16 protein-coding genes are annotated in these 16,936 nt (G+C 62.9%); 8 read left to right on the top strand and 8 right to left on the bottom strand.

What is annotated here, in order from left to right; translation table 11 throughout:
* Positions 1-5: 5 nt before the first annotated feature.
* The 3 genes from ACZ0AV_RS04470 to ACZ0AV_RS04460 form a co-directional block, all read right to left on the bottom strand.
* Positions 6-401: a GFA family protein gene (locus ACZ0AV_RS04470; RefSeq protein WP_499149920.1), complete on the bottom strand. Its 396-nt coding sequence runs from the start codon at positions 399-401 to the stop codon at positions 6-8.
* Positions 401-1,246: an AAA family ATPase gene (locus ACZ0AV_RS04465; protein WP_499149919.1), complete on the bottom strand. Its 846-nt coding sequence runs from the start codon at positions 1,244-1,246 to the stop codon at positions 401-403. Before ACZ0AV_RS04465 ends, ACZ0AV_RS04470 begins: the two co-directional genes overlap by 1 nt.
* A gap of 121 nt (positions 1,247-1,367) precedes the next feature.
* Positions 1,368-2,441 carry a DUF748 domain-containing protein gene (locus ACZ0AV_RS04460; protein ID WP_499149918.1) on the bottom strand — a complete coding sequence of 358 codons (1,074 nt, stop codon included), beginning with the start codon at positions 2,439-2,441 and terminating at the stop codon, positions 1,368-1,370.
* A gap of 134 nt (positions 2,442-2,575) precedes the next feature.
* Here ACZ0AV_RS04460 and cysK point away from each other — a divergent pair, with 134 nt between their 5' ends.
* Entirely contained in the window at positions 2,576-3,550 is a 975-nt protein-coding gene (gene cysK / locus ACZ0AV_RS04455) for a cysteine synthase A (RefSeq protein ID WP_499149917.1), read from the top strand.
* Positions 3,551-3,688: 138 nt separating this feature from the next.
* On the opposite strand, the gene ACZ0AV_RS04450 is transcribed toward cysK, so the two are convergent.
* Positions 3,689-4,576, bottom strand: a complete 888-nt coding sequence (locus tag ACZ0AV_RS04450) for a DMT family transporter (RefSeq protein ID WP_499149916.1) — start codon at positions 4,574-4,576, stop codon at positions 3,689-3,691.
* 381 nt (positions 4,577-4,957) lie between these two features.
* On the opposite strand from ACZ0AV_RS04450, the gene ACZ0AV_RS04445 reads away from it, so the two are divergent.
* From ACZ0AV_RS04445 to ACZ0AV_RS04430, 4 genes are all read left to right on the top strand, one after another.
* Positions 4,958-7,009 (top strand): TonB-dependent receptor family protein, encoded by a 2,052-nt coding sequence (locus tag ACZ0AV_RS04445; protein ID WP_499153292.1) that lies wholly within the window; start codon positions 4,958-4,960, stop codon positions 7,007-7,009.
* 171 nt (positions 7,010-7,180) lie between these two features.
* Entirely contained in the window at positions 7,181-7,306 is a 126-nt protein-coding gene (locus ACZ0AV_RS04440; RefSeq protein WP_499149915.1) for a PA1414 family protein, read from the top strand.
* Between the two features lie 872 nt (positions 7,307-8,178).
* The gene (locus tag ACZ0AV_RS04435; RefSeq protein WP_499149914.1) at positions 8,179-9,744 is read left to right on the top strand and encodes a methyl-accepting chemotaxis protein; all 1,566 of its coding nucleotides are present in this window, start codon (positions 8,179-8,181) and stop codon (positions 9,742-9,744) included.
* Between the two features lie 60 nt (positions 9,745-9,804).
* A complete protein-coding gene (locus ACZ0AV_RS04430; protein ID WP_499149913.1) occupies positions 9,805-10,404 on the top strand; it encodes a tRNA-uridine aminocarboxypropyltransferase in 600 nt (199 codons plus the stop codon).
* An 89-nt stretch (positions 10,405-10,493) separates the two neighbouring features.
* On the opposite strand, the gene ACZ0AV_RS04425 is transcribed toward ACZ0AV_RS04430, so the two are convergent.
* The 3 genes from ACZ0AV_RS04425 to ACZ0AV_RS04415 form a co-directional block, all read right to left on the bottom strand.
* Entirely contained in the window at positions 10,494-11,342 is an 849-nt protein-coding gene (locus tag ACZ0AV_RS04425) for a pirin family protein (protein WP_499149912.1), read from the bottom strand.
* A gap of 129 nt (positions 11,343-11,471) precedes the next feature.
* Positions 11,472-12,251, bottom strand: a complete 780-nt coding sequence (locus ACZ0AV_RS04420) for an MlaA family lipoprotein (RefSeq protein WP_499149911.1) — start codon at positions 12,249-12,251, stop codon at positions 11,472-11,474.
* The gene (locus tag ACZ0AV_RS04415; RefSeq protein ID WP_499149910.1) at positions 12,244-13,542 is read right to left on the bottom strand and encodes a serine/threonine protein kinase; all 1,299 of its coding nucleotides are present in this window, start codon (positions 13,540-13,542) and stop codon (positions 12,244-12,246) included. The genes ACZ0AV_RS04420 and ACZ0AV_RS04415 overlap by 8 nt, the downstream gene beginning before the upstream one ends.
* 275 nt (positions 13,543-13,817) lie before the next feature.
* Here ACZ0AV_RS04415 and ACZ0AV_RS04410 point away from each other — a divergent pair, with 275 nt between their 5' ends.
* The gene (locus tag ACZ0AV_RS04410; protein ID WP_499149909.1) at positions 13,818-14,192 is read left to right on the top strand and encodes a hypothetical protein; all 375 of its coding nucleotides are present in this window, start codon (positions 13,818-13,820) and stop codon (positions 14,190-14,192) included.
* A 47-nt stretch (positions 14,193-14,239) separates the two neighbouring features.
* On the opposite strand, the gene ACZ0AV_RS04405 is transcribed toward ACZ0AV_RS04410, so the two are convergent.
* On the bottom strand, positions 14,240-15,796 hold the full coding sequence (locus tag ACZ0AV_RS04405) for a glycoside hydrolase family 17 protein (RefSeq protein WP_499149908.1): 1,557 nt from the start codon (positions 15,794-15,796) through the stop codon (positions 14,240-14,242).
* Positions 15,797-15,978: 182 nt separating this feature from the next.
* Here ACZ0AV_RS04405 and ACZ0AV_RS04400 point away from each other — a divergent pair, with 182 nt between their 5' ends.
* Together ACZ0AV_RS04400 and fliE are read left to right on the top strand one after the other, a co-directional pair.
* Positions 15,979-16,305: a ComEA family DNA-binding protein gene (locus tag ACZ0AV_RS04400; RefSeq protein ID WP_499149907.1), complete on the top strand. Its 327-nt coding sequence runs from the start codon at positions 15,979-15,981 to the stop codon at positions 16,303-16,305.
* A gap of 292 nt (positions 16,306-16,597) precedes the next feature.
* Complete coding sequence (gene fliE, locus ACZ0AV_RS04395; protein WP_499149906.1) at positions 16,598-16,927, top strand: flagellar hook-basal body complex protein FliE; 330 nt, start codon at positions 16,598-16,600, stop codon at positions 16,925-16,927.
* Positions 16,928-16,936: the final 9 nt, after the last annotated feature.

Here is a 16,936-nt window from a genome sequence, read left to right as displayed (position 1 = left end):
CACCCTCAGTCGCGATCGTCGACGGGCAGGCCGTCGTTGATGCAGTACCAGTCGGCTTTCGACTGCACGTAGATGTGCGTCTGCCCGAGGTTTTCCAATGGCGTATCCAGAGTGCCGAGCGCGACCGATATCCACTTCGGGTGAGGCTGTTCGGCGAACCATTGCAGATTGGAGCCGCAGCGCTGGCAGAACGTACGGCCTACGCCTGGCGAAGCGCTGAACAGCGCCACCGCTTCTTCGCCCTGGGTAAAGCGGAAATGCTCACGCCGCACATTGCCGTAGGTGGCGAACGCCGCGCCATGCCCCTTGCGGCACTGGCTGCAATGGCAATGGTTGGCCGACTCGATGGGCGCGTCGATCTGGTACCTGACCGTGCCGCACAGGCAGCTGCCGCGATGCATCAGCGGTTACCGCGGCGTGCCATGAACGCCAGGCGCTCCAGCAACTGCACGTCCTGCTCGTTCTTCACCAGGGCCCCCGCCATCGGCGGGATTGCCTTGGTGGGGTCGCGTTCGCGCAGTACCGCTTCGCCGATGTTGTCGGCCATCAGCAGCTTGAGCCAGTCGACCAGCTCGCTGGTGGAGGGTTTTTTCTTCAAGCCCGGCACCTTGCGTACATCGAAGAACACGTCGAGGGCTTCGGCCACCAGGCTGTTGCTGATACCGGGGTAGTGCACGTCGACGATCTTCTGCAGGGTCTGGCGGTCCGGGAAGGCGATGTAATGGAAGAAACAGCGGCGCAGGAAGGCATCCGGCAGCTCCTTCTCGTTGTTCGAGGTGATGATGATGATCGGTCGATGCCGGGCCTTGATCGTCTCGTCGGTTTCGTAAACGTAGAACTCCATCTTGTCGAGTTCCTGCAACAGGTCGTTGGGAAACTCGATGTCGGCCTTGTCGATCTCGTCGATCAGCAGCACTACGCGCTCTTCGGCCTCGAAGGCCTCCCAGAGCTTGCCTTTCTTGATGTAGTTGCGAACCTCGTGAACCTTGTCGGAGCTGAGCTGCGAATCGCGCAGACGGCTCACCGCGTCGTATTCATAAAGGCCCTGATGGGCCTTGGTGGTGGACTTGATGTGCCAGGTGATCAGCCGCGTGCCGAAAGATTCGGCCAACTGCTCGGCGAGCAGAGTCTTGCCGGTGCCCGGCTCGCCCTTGACCAGCAGGGGACGTTGCAGGGTGATGGCCGCATTGACCGCCAGCTTCAGGTCGTCGGTGGCGACGTAGGACGGGGTGCCTTCGAACTTCATTGGATGATCCTTATGCAGCGGTGCCGGCCTGAGGCAGGGCAGTTGGCAAAGCGGGAACTATAGCGTGGAGCGGCCGCGACTGTGAACGCGGGGCGGCTATTCAGTCACTGAATGGACGCGCTCATTCTTCTCTTGCTGCGCCGCGCTCGAAACGGCTGTTGAACGCTTCGACGAAGCCATTGCGCAGGATGCCGATGAACGCCTGAAACGCGCTGATGTCCTGCTGGCGCGTGCTGCCACGCAGTTCCACGCGGGTGGCGATCTGGTCCTGACGCTGGTTCTTCAGCACCTTTTCGCCACCGCCGACCACGGCTTCCCAGAGGGACCGAAAGAAGCCCTTGTCGTCGTTATTCACGTCCTGCTGCCAGTCGAATACCTCGACATTGCGCAGTAGCGGCTTGATGTAGCCGCTGAGCTGCGAGTCCTCGGCGAATGCCTCGATCACCACATCGCCATTGCCACTCTTGAAGTCGAACCTGCCATAGGCATTGGCCAGATCGTTGAGGCGCGGCAGCTCGATACCGGTGGCGCGTACGCGGAACTCGAAATCCTGGAAGTTGTGGAAGGGGTCGAACACTGCGCTGGCTTCCAGCGGAGCGTGGTCGAGCAGCTGCGCCTTGCCCTCGAAGCGGGCGACCCGGTCGCCCTGTTCGTCGGCGACGTTGGTCAGGTTGTAGAGGCTTGCCTGGATGGCATTGGCCTGGACCTTCACTGGCGGCGATGCATTGAAATTGTAGAAACCCAGGGTGCCGTCGTTGACGCGCACTTCGTTGAGGGTAATCGGGAGCAGTTTGTTCAACTGCTCGCGCCAGTCGACGCCTTCACCGGTCTGTGCATCGTCGCGGTTCTCGCTGTCGACGAAATTCACCACCGGCTTGTCGAAAATCACCCGGGCGACTACCGACCGTGCGCTCCAGAGCTCTTTCCAGCTCACCGAAATGTCGATCTGCGGCGCTTCGACGAAGGGCACCGGCGCCTCACGCCGAGCCTTGACGATCTGCAGCCCATTGATGCGATAGCCGCCGCGCCACAGGGCTACGTCGATGTCGTCGATATGCCCGCGGTAATCGCCCATGTCGGCGAGCTTGTCGTTCAGGTAGTCGCGCACCAGATAGGGCAGGGCGACGTGAGCAACCAGTACGAGTGCAAGCAGGCCCAGGGCTATCCAGAGCGGCAGGCTGTAGCGGCGTTTCATCGGGCGCATCCGTTGTGGGTGTTGTCTGGGTGGACTGCGCCCGCCCGTTGAGAGTTCGACCTTCCGGACGCTGGACGCCCCGGCGCATCGGGCATAGTCTGATTGGCCCCGTCATGACAAGGAACCGATACACCATGAGCCGCATTTTCGCAGACAACGCACAGGCTATCGGCAACACGCCTCTGGTGATGATCAACCGCCTGGGCCCCAAAGGCGTGACCATCCTGGCCAAGATCGAGGGGCGCAACCCGGCCTATTCGGTGAAGTGCCGGATCGGCGCCAACATGGTCTGGGACGCCGAGTCCCGTGGCGTGCTCAAGCCAGGCATGACCCTGGTCGAGCCCACCTCGGGCAACACCGGGATCGGCTTGGCGTTCGTCGCCGCGGCCCGTGGTTACAAACTGATGCTGACCATGCCGGCGTCAATGAGCCTGGAACGGCGCAAGGTGCTCAAGGCCCTTGGCGCCGAGCTGGTGCTCACCGAGCCGGCCAAGGGCATGAAGGGCGCGATAGAGAAGGCCGCTGAAATCGCCGCCTCTGATACCGCCAAGTACTACATGCCGCAGCAGTTCGAGAACCCGGCCAACCCGGCTATCCACGAAAAGACCACTGGCCCGGAAATCTGGAACGACACTGACGGCGCGGTCGACGTGCTGGTTTCCGGGGTCGGTACGGGCGGCACCATCACCGGTGTTTCACGCTACATCAAACAGACCCAGGGCAAGGCGATCGTGTCCGTGGCGGTCGAGCCGGTGTCGTCACCGGTGATCAGCCAGACACTGGCCGGTGAGGAGGTCAAACCCAGTCCGCACAAGATTCAGGGCATCGGTGCCGGCTTCGTGCCGAAGAACCTCGATTTGTCGCTGGTCGACCGCGTCGAGCAGGTGACCGACGAGGACTCGAAGGCCATGGCCCTGCGCCTGATGCGCGAGGAAGGCATTCTCTGTGGCATTTCCTGCGGCGCCGCGATGGCCGTAGCGGTGCGCCTGGCCGAAAAGCCGGAGATGCAGGGCAAGACCATCGTGGTGATCCTGCCGGACTCCGGCGAGCGCTACCTGACCAGCATGCTGTTCAGCGACCTGTTCACCGAGCAGGAATTGCAGCAGTAGGACAGCCAGGTAACCGACCGGATCGCTCTCAGGCTCGCGCCTGGGAGTGATCGAACGAGGCGAGCTGGCGGACTGAAGCCGGTCTCGCATCCACCCTGTGGGTGGGCTTTAGCCCACTGAACGTGGGCGTGCGCCGTGTCATGCCGGTACCTTCGTTGCCGGGCGAACCACCATCCATAAGGCGATGGCGATCAATATCCCGCCGTACAGATGCGCCCAGGACAACGGCTCGTCGAGCAGCAGCGCGCCCCACAGTACCCCGAATATCGGGATCAGAAAGGTGGTGGTGGAGGCCTTGATGGGCCCGATGTCGTTGAGCAGCCGGAAATACAGCACGTAGGCGAAAGCCGTGCAGCCCAGGCCCAATGCCAGCAGGGACCCCCATTCCACCCAGCCTCCCCAACTGGCCGGCATCTCGATGGCCAGCGAGCCGGCAAACAGGGGCAGCAGAAACAGGCTGGCGCCGCACAGGCTGCCAAAGGCAGTGAGCCGGTTGTCCAGGCGGCCGGCTATCCAGCGGCGAGCGAGAAACCCTGCGAAGCCATAACACAGGGTCGCCACCAGGCAGGCCAGTGCGCCCAGCAGCAGGCTCAAATCCGCCTCGACCGGCCCGCTGCGGGTCAGCACGGCAACCCCGAACAGGCCCAGCGCCACACCGGCGGCACGGGTCGGGGTCATCGCTTCGGCAAAGAACAGCGCACCGATCAGCACGCCCATCATCGGCGTGGTGGCATTGATGATCGCCGAATAACCAGCCGGCAGCACCAGCGCAGCGAGGCTGTACATGGCCGATGGCAGGCCCGCGTTGATCACGCCGAGCATCAGGCACAGGCCCAGTTTGCCGCGAAAATCCCACTTGACGCGCATCAGCAGCAGGATCGCCAGCAGGCCAAGGGTGCCGATACCTGCACGAAAGAACGCAGTCGGCATGCTGCCGATCACCGGCGCCACCAGGCGCAGGAACAGGAAACTGGCGCCCCAGATTGCGGCGAGTAGCAAGAGGCGCGACATGTCGGCAGGACGCAAGGTGAGCTCCAGTGAATGGGCGAAAGGCCGGCAGTTTTGCCGCATGGCTGTTGCAAGGCAAGCCCACAATCGACTTTCAAAATGTAGCGCGGGCGCGCCCGGGCTCAAGCGAGGCGCTGGAGGGATTACAGGCGGCCACTATTGTTTGAACGACTGAGTTGGCCGGCGGGTCGCACCTCAGGGCCGAATGCGCACCGCCGCAGTCGCGCTCGCTGCATGACTTGAAGTCGCTGCCGCTGATCGACGTCGATAGCGTCGGTGGGTAACTTCGATGCGCCACAATCGAGAATCAAAGGATCAATGCCAATGCGCTGCAACCCGCCTGCACGACTGCCCGACCTGTCCCGACTGAGCAAGGCCATGCTGCTGTGCAGTGTTGGCATGGCGACCACGGCCCACGCCGCGCAGCCAGTCGGCCAGGTAGTGCTGGAACCCAGTGTGGTCAGCGGCTCGCGTAGCGCGGCGCAGAGTTTCGACCTGCCGTTCTCGGTCGATCGCATAGACCGCGAGCAGATCAGCGACGGGCAGTTGGGCATCAATGCTTCGGAAGCACTGGCCCGAGTGCCAGGGCTGGTGGTGCAAAATCGCCAGAACTATGCACAGGACCTGCAAATATCGTCCCGTGGTTTTGGTGCTCGCTCGGCGTTCGGCGTACGTGGCCTGAAGCTGATCACCGATGGCATTCCAGCCAGCACGCCGGACGGCCAGGGCCAAGCGGCCACCTTCAACCTCGACACGGCAGAGCGCATCGAAGTGCTGCGCGGTCCGGCCTCGACGCTGTACGGCAGCAACGCCGGGGGAGTGATCCAGATGTTTTCGCGAGACGGCGTCGGCCGGCCGCGCATCGGCGCCGAGACGCTGATAGGCAGCGATGGTTTGTCGCGCAACCACCTCACCGCCGAAGGCGAGGCGGATGGCGTGGGCTTCGTGCTCGACGCCTCGCGGATGGATACCGACGGCTACCGTGATCACAGCGCGGCGCGCCGTGACCAGACCTTCGCCAAGCTCAACTTCAAACCGGACGAAGACAGCAAGCTGGCGCTGATCTACAGCAGCCTGGAGCAGAACGGCACTCAGGATCCGCTGGGGCAGGCGTGGGCGGCGTACAAGGCCGACCCGCGCTCGGTGGCAGTCAATGCGCTTAACTTCAACACCCGCAAGAGCATCGACCACCAGCAACTGGGCGCCAACTATGAGCGCTATTTCGGTGACGCAACGTTGCAAACCACGGCCTACGTCGGTAAACGCAGCGTCATCCAGTATCTGTCCATCCCCGTTGGCCCTCAGGGCAACCCCAACCACGGTGGTGGGGTAGTGGATTTCGACCGTGAGTTTCATGGCGGTAGCGTTCGCTGGTTACAGCCCGTGGCTGGCGTGGCCGGTGATCTGCGCCTGGTATTCGGCCTGGATTACGATCAGAGCCGTGACGATCGCCGCGGCTATGAAAATTTCTCTGGTTCGCAAATTGGTGTCAAAGGTGCATTGCGCCGTGACGAGGTGGATACCGTCACCAGCCTGGACCCCTATACCCAGGCGACCTGGACACTGGGGAACTGGACGCTGCAGGGCGGCCTGCGCTACAGCACCGTCGAGGTGGATGTGGACGACAAGTACATCGTCGGCGCCAACGGTGACGACAGCGGCACCCGGCGGTACGAAAAGGCCACGCCTTCGGTCAGCCTGGGATACGCGTTCACGCCTGACCTGAATGGCTATATCAGTGTCGGCAAGGGCTTCGAGACACCGAGTCAGGCTGAACTGGCTTACTCTCTGGGCAACGCGGGCTTCAACTACGGCCTGGAGCCTTCGCAAAGTACGCAATACGAAATCGGTCTGAAAGCCCGTGTCGCCGAGAACACCCGTATCAATGCTGCGATTTTCCAAATCAATACTGACGACGAGATTGTGGTGCTGGAAAACCGCGACGGCCGTACCAGCTACCAGAACGCCGGCAAGACCCTGCGTCGCGGTTTCGAGCTCGGTGTCGAGAGCCAGTTCAATGAGCAGTGGTCGGCGGCGCTGGCCTACACCTACCTGGCGGCGACCTACGATTCACGCTTCGCTGCGGGCAGCAATACCATCGACAAGGGCAACGACCTGCCCGGCGTGCCGCGCACCACGCTGTTTGGCGAGCTGGCCTGGAAGCCGGTCGATGGCATCAGCACCGCGCTGGAAGGCCTCTACCGCAGCAAGGTGTATGTCGAGGACACCAACACCCAGCGGGCGGCGCCCAGCTATGCGGTGTTCAACTGGCGTACCCGCTTCGAGCAGAACCTGGGTGCCTGGAAGACTCACCAGACGCTGCGCCTGGATAATCTGCTGGACAAGCAATATGTCGGCTCGGTGATCGTCGGTGACGGCAACAATCGTTATTACGAGGCCGCACCAGGTCGCTCGTGGTACGCCGGAGCGGGCGTCGAGTACCAGTTCTAGGGCGCAGGAGGGTGATCATCGTTGTCGCCCGCGCCTGGGAAGGGCTCAATGCGACGGTCGGTAGTGCTTTGCAACGGTTGGAGACCAGTTACCGCTCCACTCGCGTGCGGGTTTGGGCTACTCTGAGGTCAAGCGGTCACCATAGCCGCGTGTAGTTCGAGGATATCTCTTATGAATGCCTGGTTCGAAAAGCTTGCCGCACAACTCAAGTCCCTGTTTGCCCCGCGCATGCAGCCTATCCCCATTCGCAGTGACGAGCAGCGCCGCCTGGCTGCAGAGCGTCGACGCCGCCGCTAAGCCGCTGCATCAGCCGATACACGAGTGAGGACGCCGCTGGGCGTGCTTCATACCGCCTCTGTATCCCTGATCGCTGACGCAGCATAGCCGCACTGAGCAATTGCTCAGGTCATCCTGATGGTGCCATCTCTGGATCGCGCCATCTGTTCGTTTCCGTGTGCTGATTACGAAATGGCTGGCCTGACTCGTGCCGCATTCAGCAGGTGTCGGAACGGCACTTGGTGATTTTTTTCCGGCGGCCCGACTGGCTGGTCATCATTCGGTCGGGCCAGCGCGCGATGCCGGGTCGTAAGACTCCTGCGACTTCCTGCCGATGGCACTTGATTCGGACACAGGTCTCGCTGGTCGGCACTCTCCATTGGCGTAACGCAATCTGTTGAGCTGTTTGTCCTTTGGCAGCCCAGGTGCTCGCTCACTTGCCGGTTTGCAGCCCCAATTGCGGTACCCGTCAACATCCGTATTGGACTGCCCATGCAGTTGCGCAGGCGTCCCCTGGTAACCGCATAGCCCACCCTAAATGAATGCGCAGCGCTCGCCGGCAGCCACTAATTCCTCGGACCACAGCCTTGCCAACGCAGGCTCGCCCAATCCATGGACAAACGCGCGCTGCTCGCTGACCACCCCGGCACGCTTCGCTGCCGATAAAAAGCTTCGCCGTGACACTCAAGTCGCTGCGCCCGGAGCCGACACTCTGGTAAGCCCGTTCGGTTGATCCGCAAAGCCTTCCCAGGCTCCGATAACCCGCCGCGCTATTTGTCGTACCGAAGCCCCCGGGAACCAAACGCCTACCTGTGCTGGCGCGGCAGTTTTGCTGTGCTAGACATAGTGGAGTGGCAGGGATGTACCCTTCACGATCAGAAAGGATTGCAAGCATGCGTCAGAATCTGCCGGTGACTCAGCGGGAAAGGACTTTCCCGGCTCACGAGCGGCTAATCTCCACCACCGATCTGAACAGCAAGATCACCTACTGCAATGACGCATTCGTTGCCATCAGCGGTTTCACCCGCGAAGAACTGATCGGCCAACCCCATAACCTGGTACGCCACCCGGACATGCCACCGGCGGTGTTCGGCCACATGTGGGACACCATCAAGCAAGGCAAGCCCTGGATGGGGATCGTCAAGAATCGCTCCAAGAACGGCGATTACTACTGGGTCAGCGCCTATGTCACGCCGATCTACCAGAACGGCCAGGTCGCAGGCTACGAGTCGGTGCGGTCGCTCCCCAGCGAAGACCAGAAACGTCGTGCCGAGGCGTTGTACGCCAGGTTGCGCGCCGGCAAGGCGCCGGTGCCCAAGATCGAGTACCTGACTTATGACCTGATCCGTTCCTGGCCGCTGATTCTCGCCACATTGGTGGTACTGGCTGCTCACTCGGTATTGAGCGGGCTCGGGTTGCTGCTGTTCATCGTCGCGGTGATGGCGGCCCTTGGCTCCTACCAGCTGTACAGCAAGCGGGCGCTGATCCGTCGAACCCTGGCCAATCATCCCAAGGCATTCACCAGCAGCCTGGTGGCGCTGACCTACAGTGAAAGCCGTGGGGCTCAGGCCCTGTTGGACATGGCGATGATCAGCGAAGAGGCGCGATTGCAGACCGCGCTTACCCGGCTCGAAGATGCGGGCGTCAACGTCAAGAAGCAGGCCGCCCAGTCCGCCGGGTTCTCGCGAGCCGGTGCCGAGATGCTCGACCAGCAGCGCAGCGAAACCGACCAGTCGGCCACCGCGATCAACCAGATGGCCGCGACCATCCAGGAAGTCACGCAAAACGTACAGAGCACCAGCCACGCGGCCGAGGAAGCCGATCGCCTGGCCAAGGAAGGGCGTCAGCTGGCTGGCGGCAGCCTGGAATCCATGCAGCACATGGCGCAGGCCGTCGCGGATATCGGCCAGGCGGTCAACGACCTTGCCGATTCGACCCAGTCGATCGGCAGCGTCGCCGACGTGATCACCTCGATTGCCGAACAGACCAACCTGCTGGCGCTCAACGCCGCCATCGAGGCGGCGCGGGCGGGTGAGCAGGGGCGGGGGTTCGCGGTGGTGGCCGATGAAGTGCGTTCGCTGGCCTCGCGCACGCGCGAGTCGACCCAGCAGATCCACCAGATCATTGCGTCGTTGCGTGCCGGCGCCGAGCGCGCGGTGGTGACAGCCGGGCGTGGGGAGGAAATTTCCCGGGAAAGCGTGCAGAGCGTCGAAGCCGTGCGCATCGCGCTCGATGGCATCAGCGAGTCGGTCAGCCGCATCACCGGCATGAGCCAGCAGATCGCCGCTGCTTCTGAGGAGCAGGGGCAAGTGGCCGATGACATCAGTCGGCAGATTACGCGTATCGCCCAACTGTCCGAGCAGGGCGCCGAGCAGGCTCACCAGGGCGCGGCGATTGGCCAGGAGCTGGAAACCATGGCCGATTACCTGCACAGCCTCGCCGAACGCTTCAACCGTTGAACCGGCTCCTCGGCTGCGCCGTTGTGCTATGGCACACTGCGTAGCCGAGGAGACCCAGCCATGCCACGCCCCCGCTGTTCCCGCTGCAAGCGTCCCGCCAGCCATTGCCTGTGTGCCCTGATTCCCGATCTGCCCAGCCGCACCGAGATTCTCGTGCTGCAGCATCCCGATGAGGTCGATCACGCCCTCAATACCGCGAGTCTGGCGGTGCTTGGCTTGCGCAACGCAACGCTGCAGGTGGGCGAGGTGTTCGCGCAGCTGCCGGACTGGCTGGCGCAGCCGGGCTACCGCAGCTGCCTGCTGTTCCCGGGGGAGGAAGCGCAGCCGCTGGCCGGTAGCCCAGGCGCGGGTGACGACCGGCCGGTGCGCCTGGTGGTACCCGATGGCACGTGGCGCAAGGCGCGCAAACTGTTGCACCTCAATCCGGCGCTGGCAGCACTGCCGCGGGTAACCCTGACGGACGTGCCCACGTCGCGCTATCGCCTGCGCAAGGCGCCGATGGCAGGGTCGCTGTCGACCCTGGAAGCGATCGTCGCGGCGCTCGAGGTCCTGGAGGCGCCTGCCGATTACCAGGCCTTGCTCAGACCCTTCGACGCCCTGATCGAGGGACAGATCGCCGCCATGGGCGAAGAGACTTTCAGGCGCAACCACCTGCGTTAGTCGGCTACTTGGCAGTTCTTGCCAGGCATGCCGCGTACGGGCCAGACATGCTCAGGCATGGCGGCGTTCGGGGCGCGGCAGCGGCGCACTCAGGCGAACGTGCCTTCGCGGAAATCGCGCAGCGCCTGCTCGATCTCCTCGCGGCTGTTCATCACGAAGGGCCCGTATTGCACGATCGGCTCGTTGAGCGGTTTGCCGGCGATCAACAGCACCCGGGCACCGTTGCTGCTGCTCAGTTGCAGTTGGCCCTGATCACTCAGGCGCACCAGCCTGCCGGCCTTCACGTCGTGGCTTTGCTGCACCTGTGCCTCGCCCTGGTACACGTACAGTAACGCGCGATGGCCGTCAGGCAAACGGGGGCGCAGCACGCTGCCGGCAGGCAACTGCATATCCAGTACATAGGGTTCGGTGGTCGGGCGTTGTACCGCCCCGGCCTGGACGATATCGCCCTCATCGAAGATGCCGGCGATGACCGTTACCTGTGCGCCGTTTTCGGTGCGCAGCCGGGGAATCTGCGCCGAGGGGATATCGCGGTAGTCGGGCTCGGCCATCTTGGCCTTGGCCGGCAGGTTCAGCCACAGTTGGAAGCCGCGCATGGTGCCGCTTACCTGCTCGGGCATTTCGCTGTGGATGATGCCGCGCGCGGCGGTCATCCACTGCACGTCGCCGCCCTGCAACACGCCTACATTACCCAGGTGATCCTCGTGGCGCATGCGCCCTTCGAGCATGTAGGTGATGGTTTCGAAGCCGCGGTGCGGATGAGGCGGGAAGCCGGCGATATAGTCGTCGGCGTTCTCGGTGCTGAACTCGTCGAGCATCAGAAAGGGATCGAAACGCTCGATGCCGCCACCACCGATGACCCGGTTGAGGCGTACGCCCGCACCGTCGGAGGCGGGCTGGCCCGGTTGCACGGCGATTACGCTGCGTAAAGGGTTCATGGCGAAGGCTCCTGGGACGCGATGTGCCTATGGTAGGCGAGGCGCCCCGGGAATTGGATGGGAAAAGAGTGTGCAATGCATCGATAAAATCGATGTGGGAGGGCGGCGCCGTGGACGCCGCCTGGGCCCTTACTCCGCGATTTGCAGCTTGCGCGACTCGGTATAGAAGAAGCGCAGTTTCTCGTATTCGAATGGCGAGTTGATCTGGCCGTAGCGGAAGCTGGTTGTGGAGCGCTGGTCGACCGCCCTGAGGATCAATACTTCCGGGTGATCGCTGCTGACCTCCGCCATGTCGAGAAAGTTGACCGCTTGTGCAGCGCCGTAATCCACGGCCAGGCCGCCGGTGTCACGCAGATTCGAAGGCCCCAGGATCGGCAGCATCAGGTAGGGCCCGGCAGGCGTTCCATAGAAGCCAAGGGTCTGGCCAAAGTCCTCGGGCTGCCGGGGCAGGCCCATCAGCGTGGCCGGGTCCCATAGCCCGACTACCCCGATGGTGGTGTTGAACAACAACCGGGCGGTGGTGTTGAGCGCCCGTTGGCCCTTGAGCTGCAGCGCGCTGTTGAGCAGGTTGGGGACATCACCCAAATTGCCGAAAAAGTTGCTGACGCCCTTTTGCACGAGGCTCGGGGTGACGTAGCGGTAGCCATCGACCACCGGCAGGAATACCCATTCGTCGAAGCGATAGTTGAAGTGGTAGACGCGCCGGTTCCACGACTCAAGTGGGTCGAAGATCTCCAGAGCAGAGAGCGTGGAGCGCTCGAATTCTCGCTGGTTCAGGCCCGGGTTGAACTTCAGGCTGCGCAGCGGGTGCTTGAAACCGTCGTCTTCGATCGTGGTGGTCTGGGCGGCGGCGGTACCGCAGCTCAGCAGTGCGGCGAACAGCGCGAGAGTAGGGAAGGACTTAGCCACGGAAGAACTCCAACATGTCGTTGCTGTTGACGCGGTAATTGAGGTTGCCGCAATGGCCGCCCAGTGGATACACGGTCAGGCGATCACCCATGGTGCGGCGCAGGAAGCCGAGGTCGCCCGGGCCGAGGATGACGTCATCGGCGTTGTGCATCACCGCGATCTTCGGGCTGTTCTTCAGGTAATCCTCGATACCGTAGAGGCTCACCTGGTTGATCAGCTGGGCCATGCTGCCGCCGTCATAGCGAGCGCGCCACATGGGGATCAGCTGTTCGGCCATGTAGCAGTCGAAGTCGCACTGCAGGGCACGGCGGAAGAACGGTGTCAGGCTGGTGCCCTCGCCAATCGGGTACTCCACCGGGGTGATCAAGCCGCGCCGGTTGATCAGGTCCGAGGTAAAGGCGATATCGGCTGCCGAGAAACGGAACGAGGTGCCGATCAGCATGGCCATCTGTTCGTCGGTGAGCTGCTCCTTCGACTGCTGGAAGTCATACAGCAGCGCGTCATTGATATCGACGTAACCCCTCTCCTGGAAGTAGCGGGTCAGCTTGCCGAGCACCAGTTCATAGAAGGTCGTGCGGTTATTGATGCCCTTGACCTCGGTCTGCACCAGGCGATCCAGGTTGGTGATCGAGGTGTACAGGTTGACCGGCGGGTTGAGCATCAGCACGCGCTTGAAGTTGAAGCTGCGGCGGGTTTCGTCCAGCTGGCTGACAAAGGCGGCATGCAGGGCGCCGAGGCTGTAGCCGGTCAGGTAGAAGTCGGTGACCTCAAGGCGCGGATGCTGGGCACGCACGGCCTGCATGGCGCGATACAGGTCCTCGGCGTCGTCACGGCTGATACCCGGCGTGGCGAACCGCGAGGCAGAGGTCATGAAGTCATAGCTGGTCGGCGATGACAGCTGCACGACGTGGTAACCCGCGCCATAGAACAGCTTCTTGAGGTACTCGGGCGTGCTGCTCGAATAATGCGCACCCGTGCCAGCAATGATGAAGATCAACGGCGCCGGGCCTTTCTGTTCGGCCAGCCGATAGCGCATCTTGGTCACGGCCCAGAAATTGTCCGGCAGCTGGAACTCGCGCTCCGGTCGCAGGCGAACCTGGTAATCCTTCTGGTTGATATCGGCATCTTCCGGCAACTCGGGTCGCAGTTCCGGTGGGGTGGTCGCTATCGTTGCCTCGAACGGGTTGGTCAGGGGATAGCCGTAAGTCAGGGGGTCGACGTCGACCGCCCAGAGCGGGGTACTGAGTAACAGGCCGCTAAGCAGGGCAGCAACGCGGGGAATGAAAGACATACAAGATCCCTTTGGAAGAGAACATTCTTTTCAGAGGTGGGCGAGGCTGCCCGGGCTTTCGGCGTAAGCCGCGATGCCTACGACAACTGCCCGTGTATCAAAGTGCCATGGGAAGTTATCGCGATGCTGCAGCGTAGTGCAGTAGATACCTGAATTACCATCAGCGGTCGAGGGCGCGCGGTTTCCAGCGCTGCACGCAGGCCTGTATTTGTGACTTGCATCCGCCGGGCGGGAGATTATGCTGGGCGCCGTTTCCATGCCCTCTGGAGTGCCGCATGCCTCGCCGTCTGTCTGTCGTTGTGTTGGTGATCGTCGCCGTTCTGTGCGTGATCGCCAGTTATGGCTTGCGTTACCTGCTCATGGAGGGCGATCAGTGGGTGGGCCGATGCGTCGAGGACCCCACCAGCCTGGCCTGCCAGGTTCGCGCCACCCTGGGCTGGATGATTCACCTGCGGGTCATCGCCTGGGCGGCCCTGGCCTGCGCCGTGCTGGCATTCGTGCTGCCGGGCGCCTGGGGTTGGCGCCTGGCAGTGCCCGGGTTGCTGCTCGGTTTACCGGCACTTGCTCTTTATACCGCCAGCCTTGGCGTGTTCGCCGTCGTGCTGGCGCTGCTGCGGCTGGTACGTGCACCCGCTCCGGTGGCGGCCTAGCTTCAGCCAGCCAGCGTTGCCCGGGGGGCTGCGCTGGTGGCTATTGCCTAGCGGCCCCTGGTGAGCCGCTGGCCGCGCCAGAGCGCAGCTGCCAGTAGCGTGCTGGTTACCGCCCAGCCAATCGCCTGCAGGTTTTGCAGCGTCTCTTCATAGAGCTGGGGTATGACGCCGGCGGCAATCAGTACTGCCAGCAGGGCGATTTCCCGACGCGGCCCGGCAACCGGGCGCAGCAGGTAGACCAGTGCCGGCAGCAGCAGCGCCGCGCTTGGGAAGCTGCGATAGCGGGCATCGGCTACCATGGCCAGCATCATCACTGCACCGGCAAAACCGGCAGCCGCCAGCCACCAGCCAGCACGGCGCTCCAGCCAGTTGAACGCCTGGCCACGCCAGCCGTTTGCGGTGGACAGGGCCAGCGCCGCATGGGCCAGTACCAGCAGGTTGAGTACCAACAGTGCGCCGGCCCACAGCCATTCGCCGACGTAGCGGCTGGTGACCCACGACAACTCAGCCCATAGCCCGACACAGGCAGCGCCCAGGGTGGTCACCAGCGGCAGCAGCACGGCATTGCGTTTCGAACTCGGGCGCCCGCCCAGCAACAGGCCGAAAGCCAGAACGCCACTGCTGAGGGCCAGCCACAGCGGCCAATGCGGCAGGTTGGAGACCGGCCCGGCGAGGATCGACTTGTCCTGGCGGTCAGCGTCATACAAACCCCAGAAACCGCCAACGGCACCTTCGCTGACACGCTTCCAGGGCTGGTCGAATGCCTCGATCAGGTTGTAGCGCCAGCCGTGCTGTTCGGCCAGTGCGACGAAACCGCGGATGAAGGTGGCCTGGTTGACGCGGCTCGGCACGGCTGTTTCACGCTGGCGGCCTTCGCTGGGCCAACCGGTTTCACCGATCATGATGTCCTTGGGCGCGAACTGTTTGCCGAACAGCTCGCGCACTTCGCTGACTTCATGCAGCGCGGCATCGATGCCCGCCGGGTCGTCTTCCCAGTACGGCAGCAGGTGGATGGTGATGAAATCCACCGCCGGTGCCACTTCCGGGTGCTTGAGCCAGAATTCCCAGACATCGGCGTAGGTCACCGGCTGGGTGATTTCGGCCTTGACCTGATTGATCAGTTCGACCAGTTGCCCGCCGGTGACTTCCTTGCGCAGCAGCGCTTCGTTGCCGACGATAACGGCTTCGACGACGTCCGGGTTTTCCTTGGCCAGCTTGATCAGGCCCTGGATCTCGATGGCCGTGTCATGGGGGTTGCGGCTTACCCAGGCGCCGGTGATCAGCTTCAGGCCGTGCTTGCGCGCCAGATCCGGCAGTGCTTCGAGGCCAGTGACCGAGTAGGTGCGGATGCACTGGAAGCGTTCGGCGAGCAGGGCCAGGTCGGTGTCCATCTGCTGCGGATGAATTTCCAGCGGCAGGTCGAATGGCGACTGGTCCTTGCCGAATGGCGTATAGGAGGCGCACTGCAATTTGTGTGTCGGTGTTGCAGCGTCAGCCAGCACAACCGGTTTGCCGATGGTTTGCCAAAGGCTGCCAAGGGCGAGGAAACCGACGACGCAGGCACAGATATACGGGAGCAGGGGAAAGCGGGCGGTGGCGGGCATGATCGAACACGCTGGGTAAGAGAGACGCGCATCTTAGCGGCGAGCAGGGGGTTTAGATAGCGCCGGAAAATGCGGTAACAGACCGCGGATTGACAGGGTGGGCGAGCGCTTTAGTTTTGTACCTGCGGCGTAGGGATGTCCGCGTCGCTCAATCCATCGACCTCCAGGAAGGACCTTCAATCATGGCTAAATCAATCTTGCATGCTCTGCTGTTCGCCGCTCTCGCCAGTGCTTCGCTACTGGTCAGCGCCAACGAAGCGGCAAAACCTCCCGCCAACGAGGCGGTCGCTCAGCAAGCTACCGCGACCTCCTCTATCAACCTCAACACCGCCGACGCTCAAACCCTGCAGCGCGAGCTCAGCGGCGTCGGCGCGGTGAAGGCGCAGGCGATCGTCAGTTATCGCGACACCCATGGCGAGTTCGCCTCGGTGGACGAGTTGCTGGAGGTCAACGGCATCGGTGAGGCGCTGCTGGAACGCAACCGCGACAAGCTGACCGTCGCCCAGTAAACCCCTGCTACCCGAACCGCTCGACCCCGTTGGGGCGAGCGGTTTTTTTATGCGCGGGTAATCCGCTCTGATCGCTTTTCTGACGCGGCGCCTGACCTGAGATCACGGCGGTACGCGCACCTGCTGGGGTTTCGGCAGTTGGCCCGCTTCCTGCTCGTGGCAGTGCCGAGGCAGATGCATGACATGAAACAGGGTGGGTATTGATGGATTCCGGCAATTGGCACCCTTGTTGCAATCACCCTTGCAAAGCACACGCGGCGTCAAAAAACCGCGGTCAGTGAGAGGAAGAGCCATGAGTCAGGGTGTCGCGTTCAATCGTCTAATGCTGGAAATGCGCTCGATGCAGGCCGAGGCCATGGCGCGCAAGCCAGCTGTTTCCGAAGCCCAGGAAGCCGGCGCGCCGAGTTTCTCGGACATGCTCGGGCAGGCGGTGAACAAGGTCAGCGAAACCCAGCAGGCTTCCGGCCAGTTGGCCACTGCCTTCGAGATGGGGCAGAGCGGCGTTGACCTGACTGACGTGATGATCGCCTCGCAGAAGGCCAGCGTTTCCTTCCAGGCCATGACCCAGGTGCGTAACAAGCTGGTTCAGGCTTATCAAGACATCATGCAAATGCCGGTTTAAGGGGTAGAT

The organism is Pseudomonas sp. AC532, assembly GCF_979258965.1.
This window is presented reverse-complemented; position numbering and strand designations above follow the sequence as displayed.

Coding starts and splice junctions, on each gene's coding strand:
- ACZ0AV_RS04470 (WP_499149920.1), bottom strand. CDS start 401: ATGCATCGCGGCAGCTGCCTGTGCGGCACGGTCAGGTACCAGATCGAC.
- ACZ0AV_RS04465 (WP_499149919.1), bottom strand. CDS start 1,246: ATGAAGTTCGAAGGCACCCCGTCCTACGTCGCCACCGACGACCTGAAG.
- ACZ0AV_RS04460 (WP_499149918.1), bottom strand. CDS start 2,441: ATGAAACGCCGCTACAGCCTGCCGCTCTGGATAGCCCTGGGCCTGCTT.
- cysK (WP_499149917.1), top strand. CDS start 2,576: ATGAGCCGCATTTTCGCAGACAACGCACAGGCTATCGGCAACACGCCT.
- ACZ0AV_RS04445 (WP_499153292.1), top strand. CDS start 4,958: ATGGCGACCACGGCCCACGCCGCGCAGCCAGTCGGCCAGGTAGTGCTG.
- ACZ0AV_RS04440 (WP_499149915.1), top strand. CDS start 7,181: ATGAATGCCTGGTTCGAAAAGCTTGCCGCACAACTCAAGTCCCTGTTT.
- ACZ0AV_RS04435 (WP_499149914.1), top strand. CDS start 8,179: ATGCGTCAGAATCTGCCGGTGACTCAGCGGGAAAGGACTTTCCCGGCT.
- ACZ0AV_RS04430 (WP_499149913.1), top strand. CDS start 9,805: ATGCCACGCCCCCGCTGTTCCCGCTGCAAGCGTCCCGCCAGCCATTGC.
- ACZ0AV_RS04425 (WP_499149912.1), bottom strand. CDS start 11,342: ATGAACCCTTTACGCAGCGTAATCGCCGTGCAACCGGGCCAGCCCGCC.
- ACZ0AV_RS04415 (WP_499149910.1), bottom strand. CDS start 13,542: ATGTCTTTCATTCCCCGCGTTGCTGCCCTGCTTAGCGGCCTGTTACTC.
- ACZ0AV_RS04410 (WP_499149909.1), top strand. CDS start 13,818: ATGCCTCGCCGTCTGTCTGTCGTTGTGTTGGTGATCGTCGCCGTTCTG.
- ACZ0AV_RS04405 (WP_499149908.1), bottom strand. CDS start 15,796: ATGCCCGCCACCGCCCGCTTTCCCCTGCTCCCGTATATCTGTGCCTGC.
- ACZ0AV_RS04400 (WP_499149907.1), top strand. CDS start 15,979: ATGGCTAAATCAATCTTGCATGCTCTGCTGTTCGCCGCTCTCGCCAGT.
- fliE (WP_499149906.1), top strand. CDS start 16,598: ATGAGTCAGGGTGTCGCGTTCAATCGTCTAATGCTGGAAATGCGCTCG.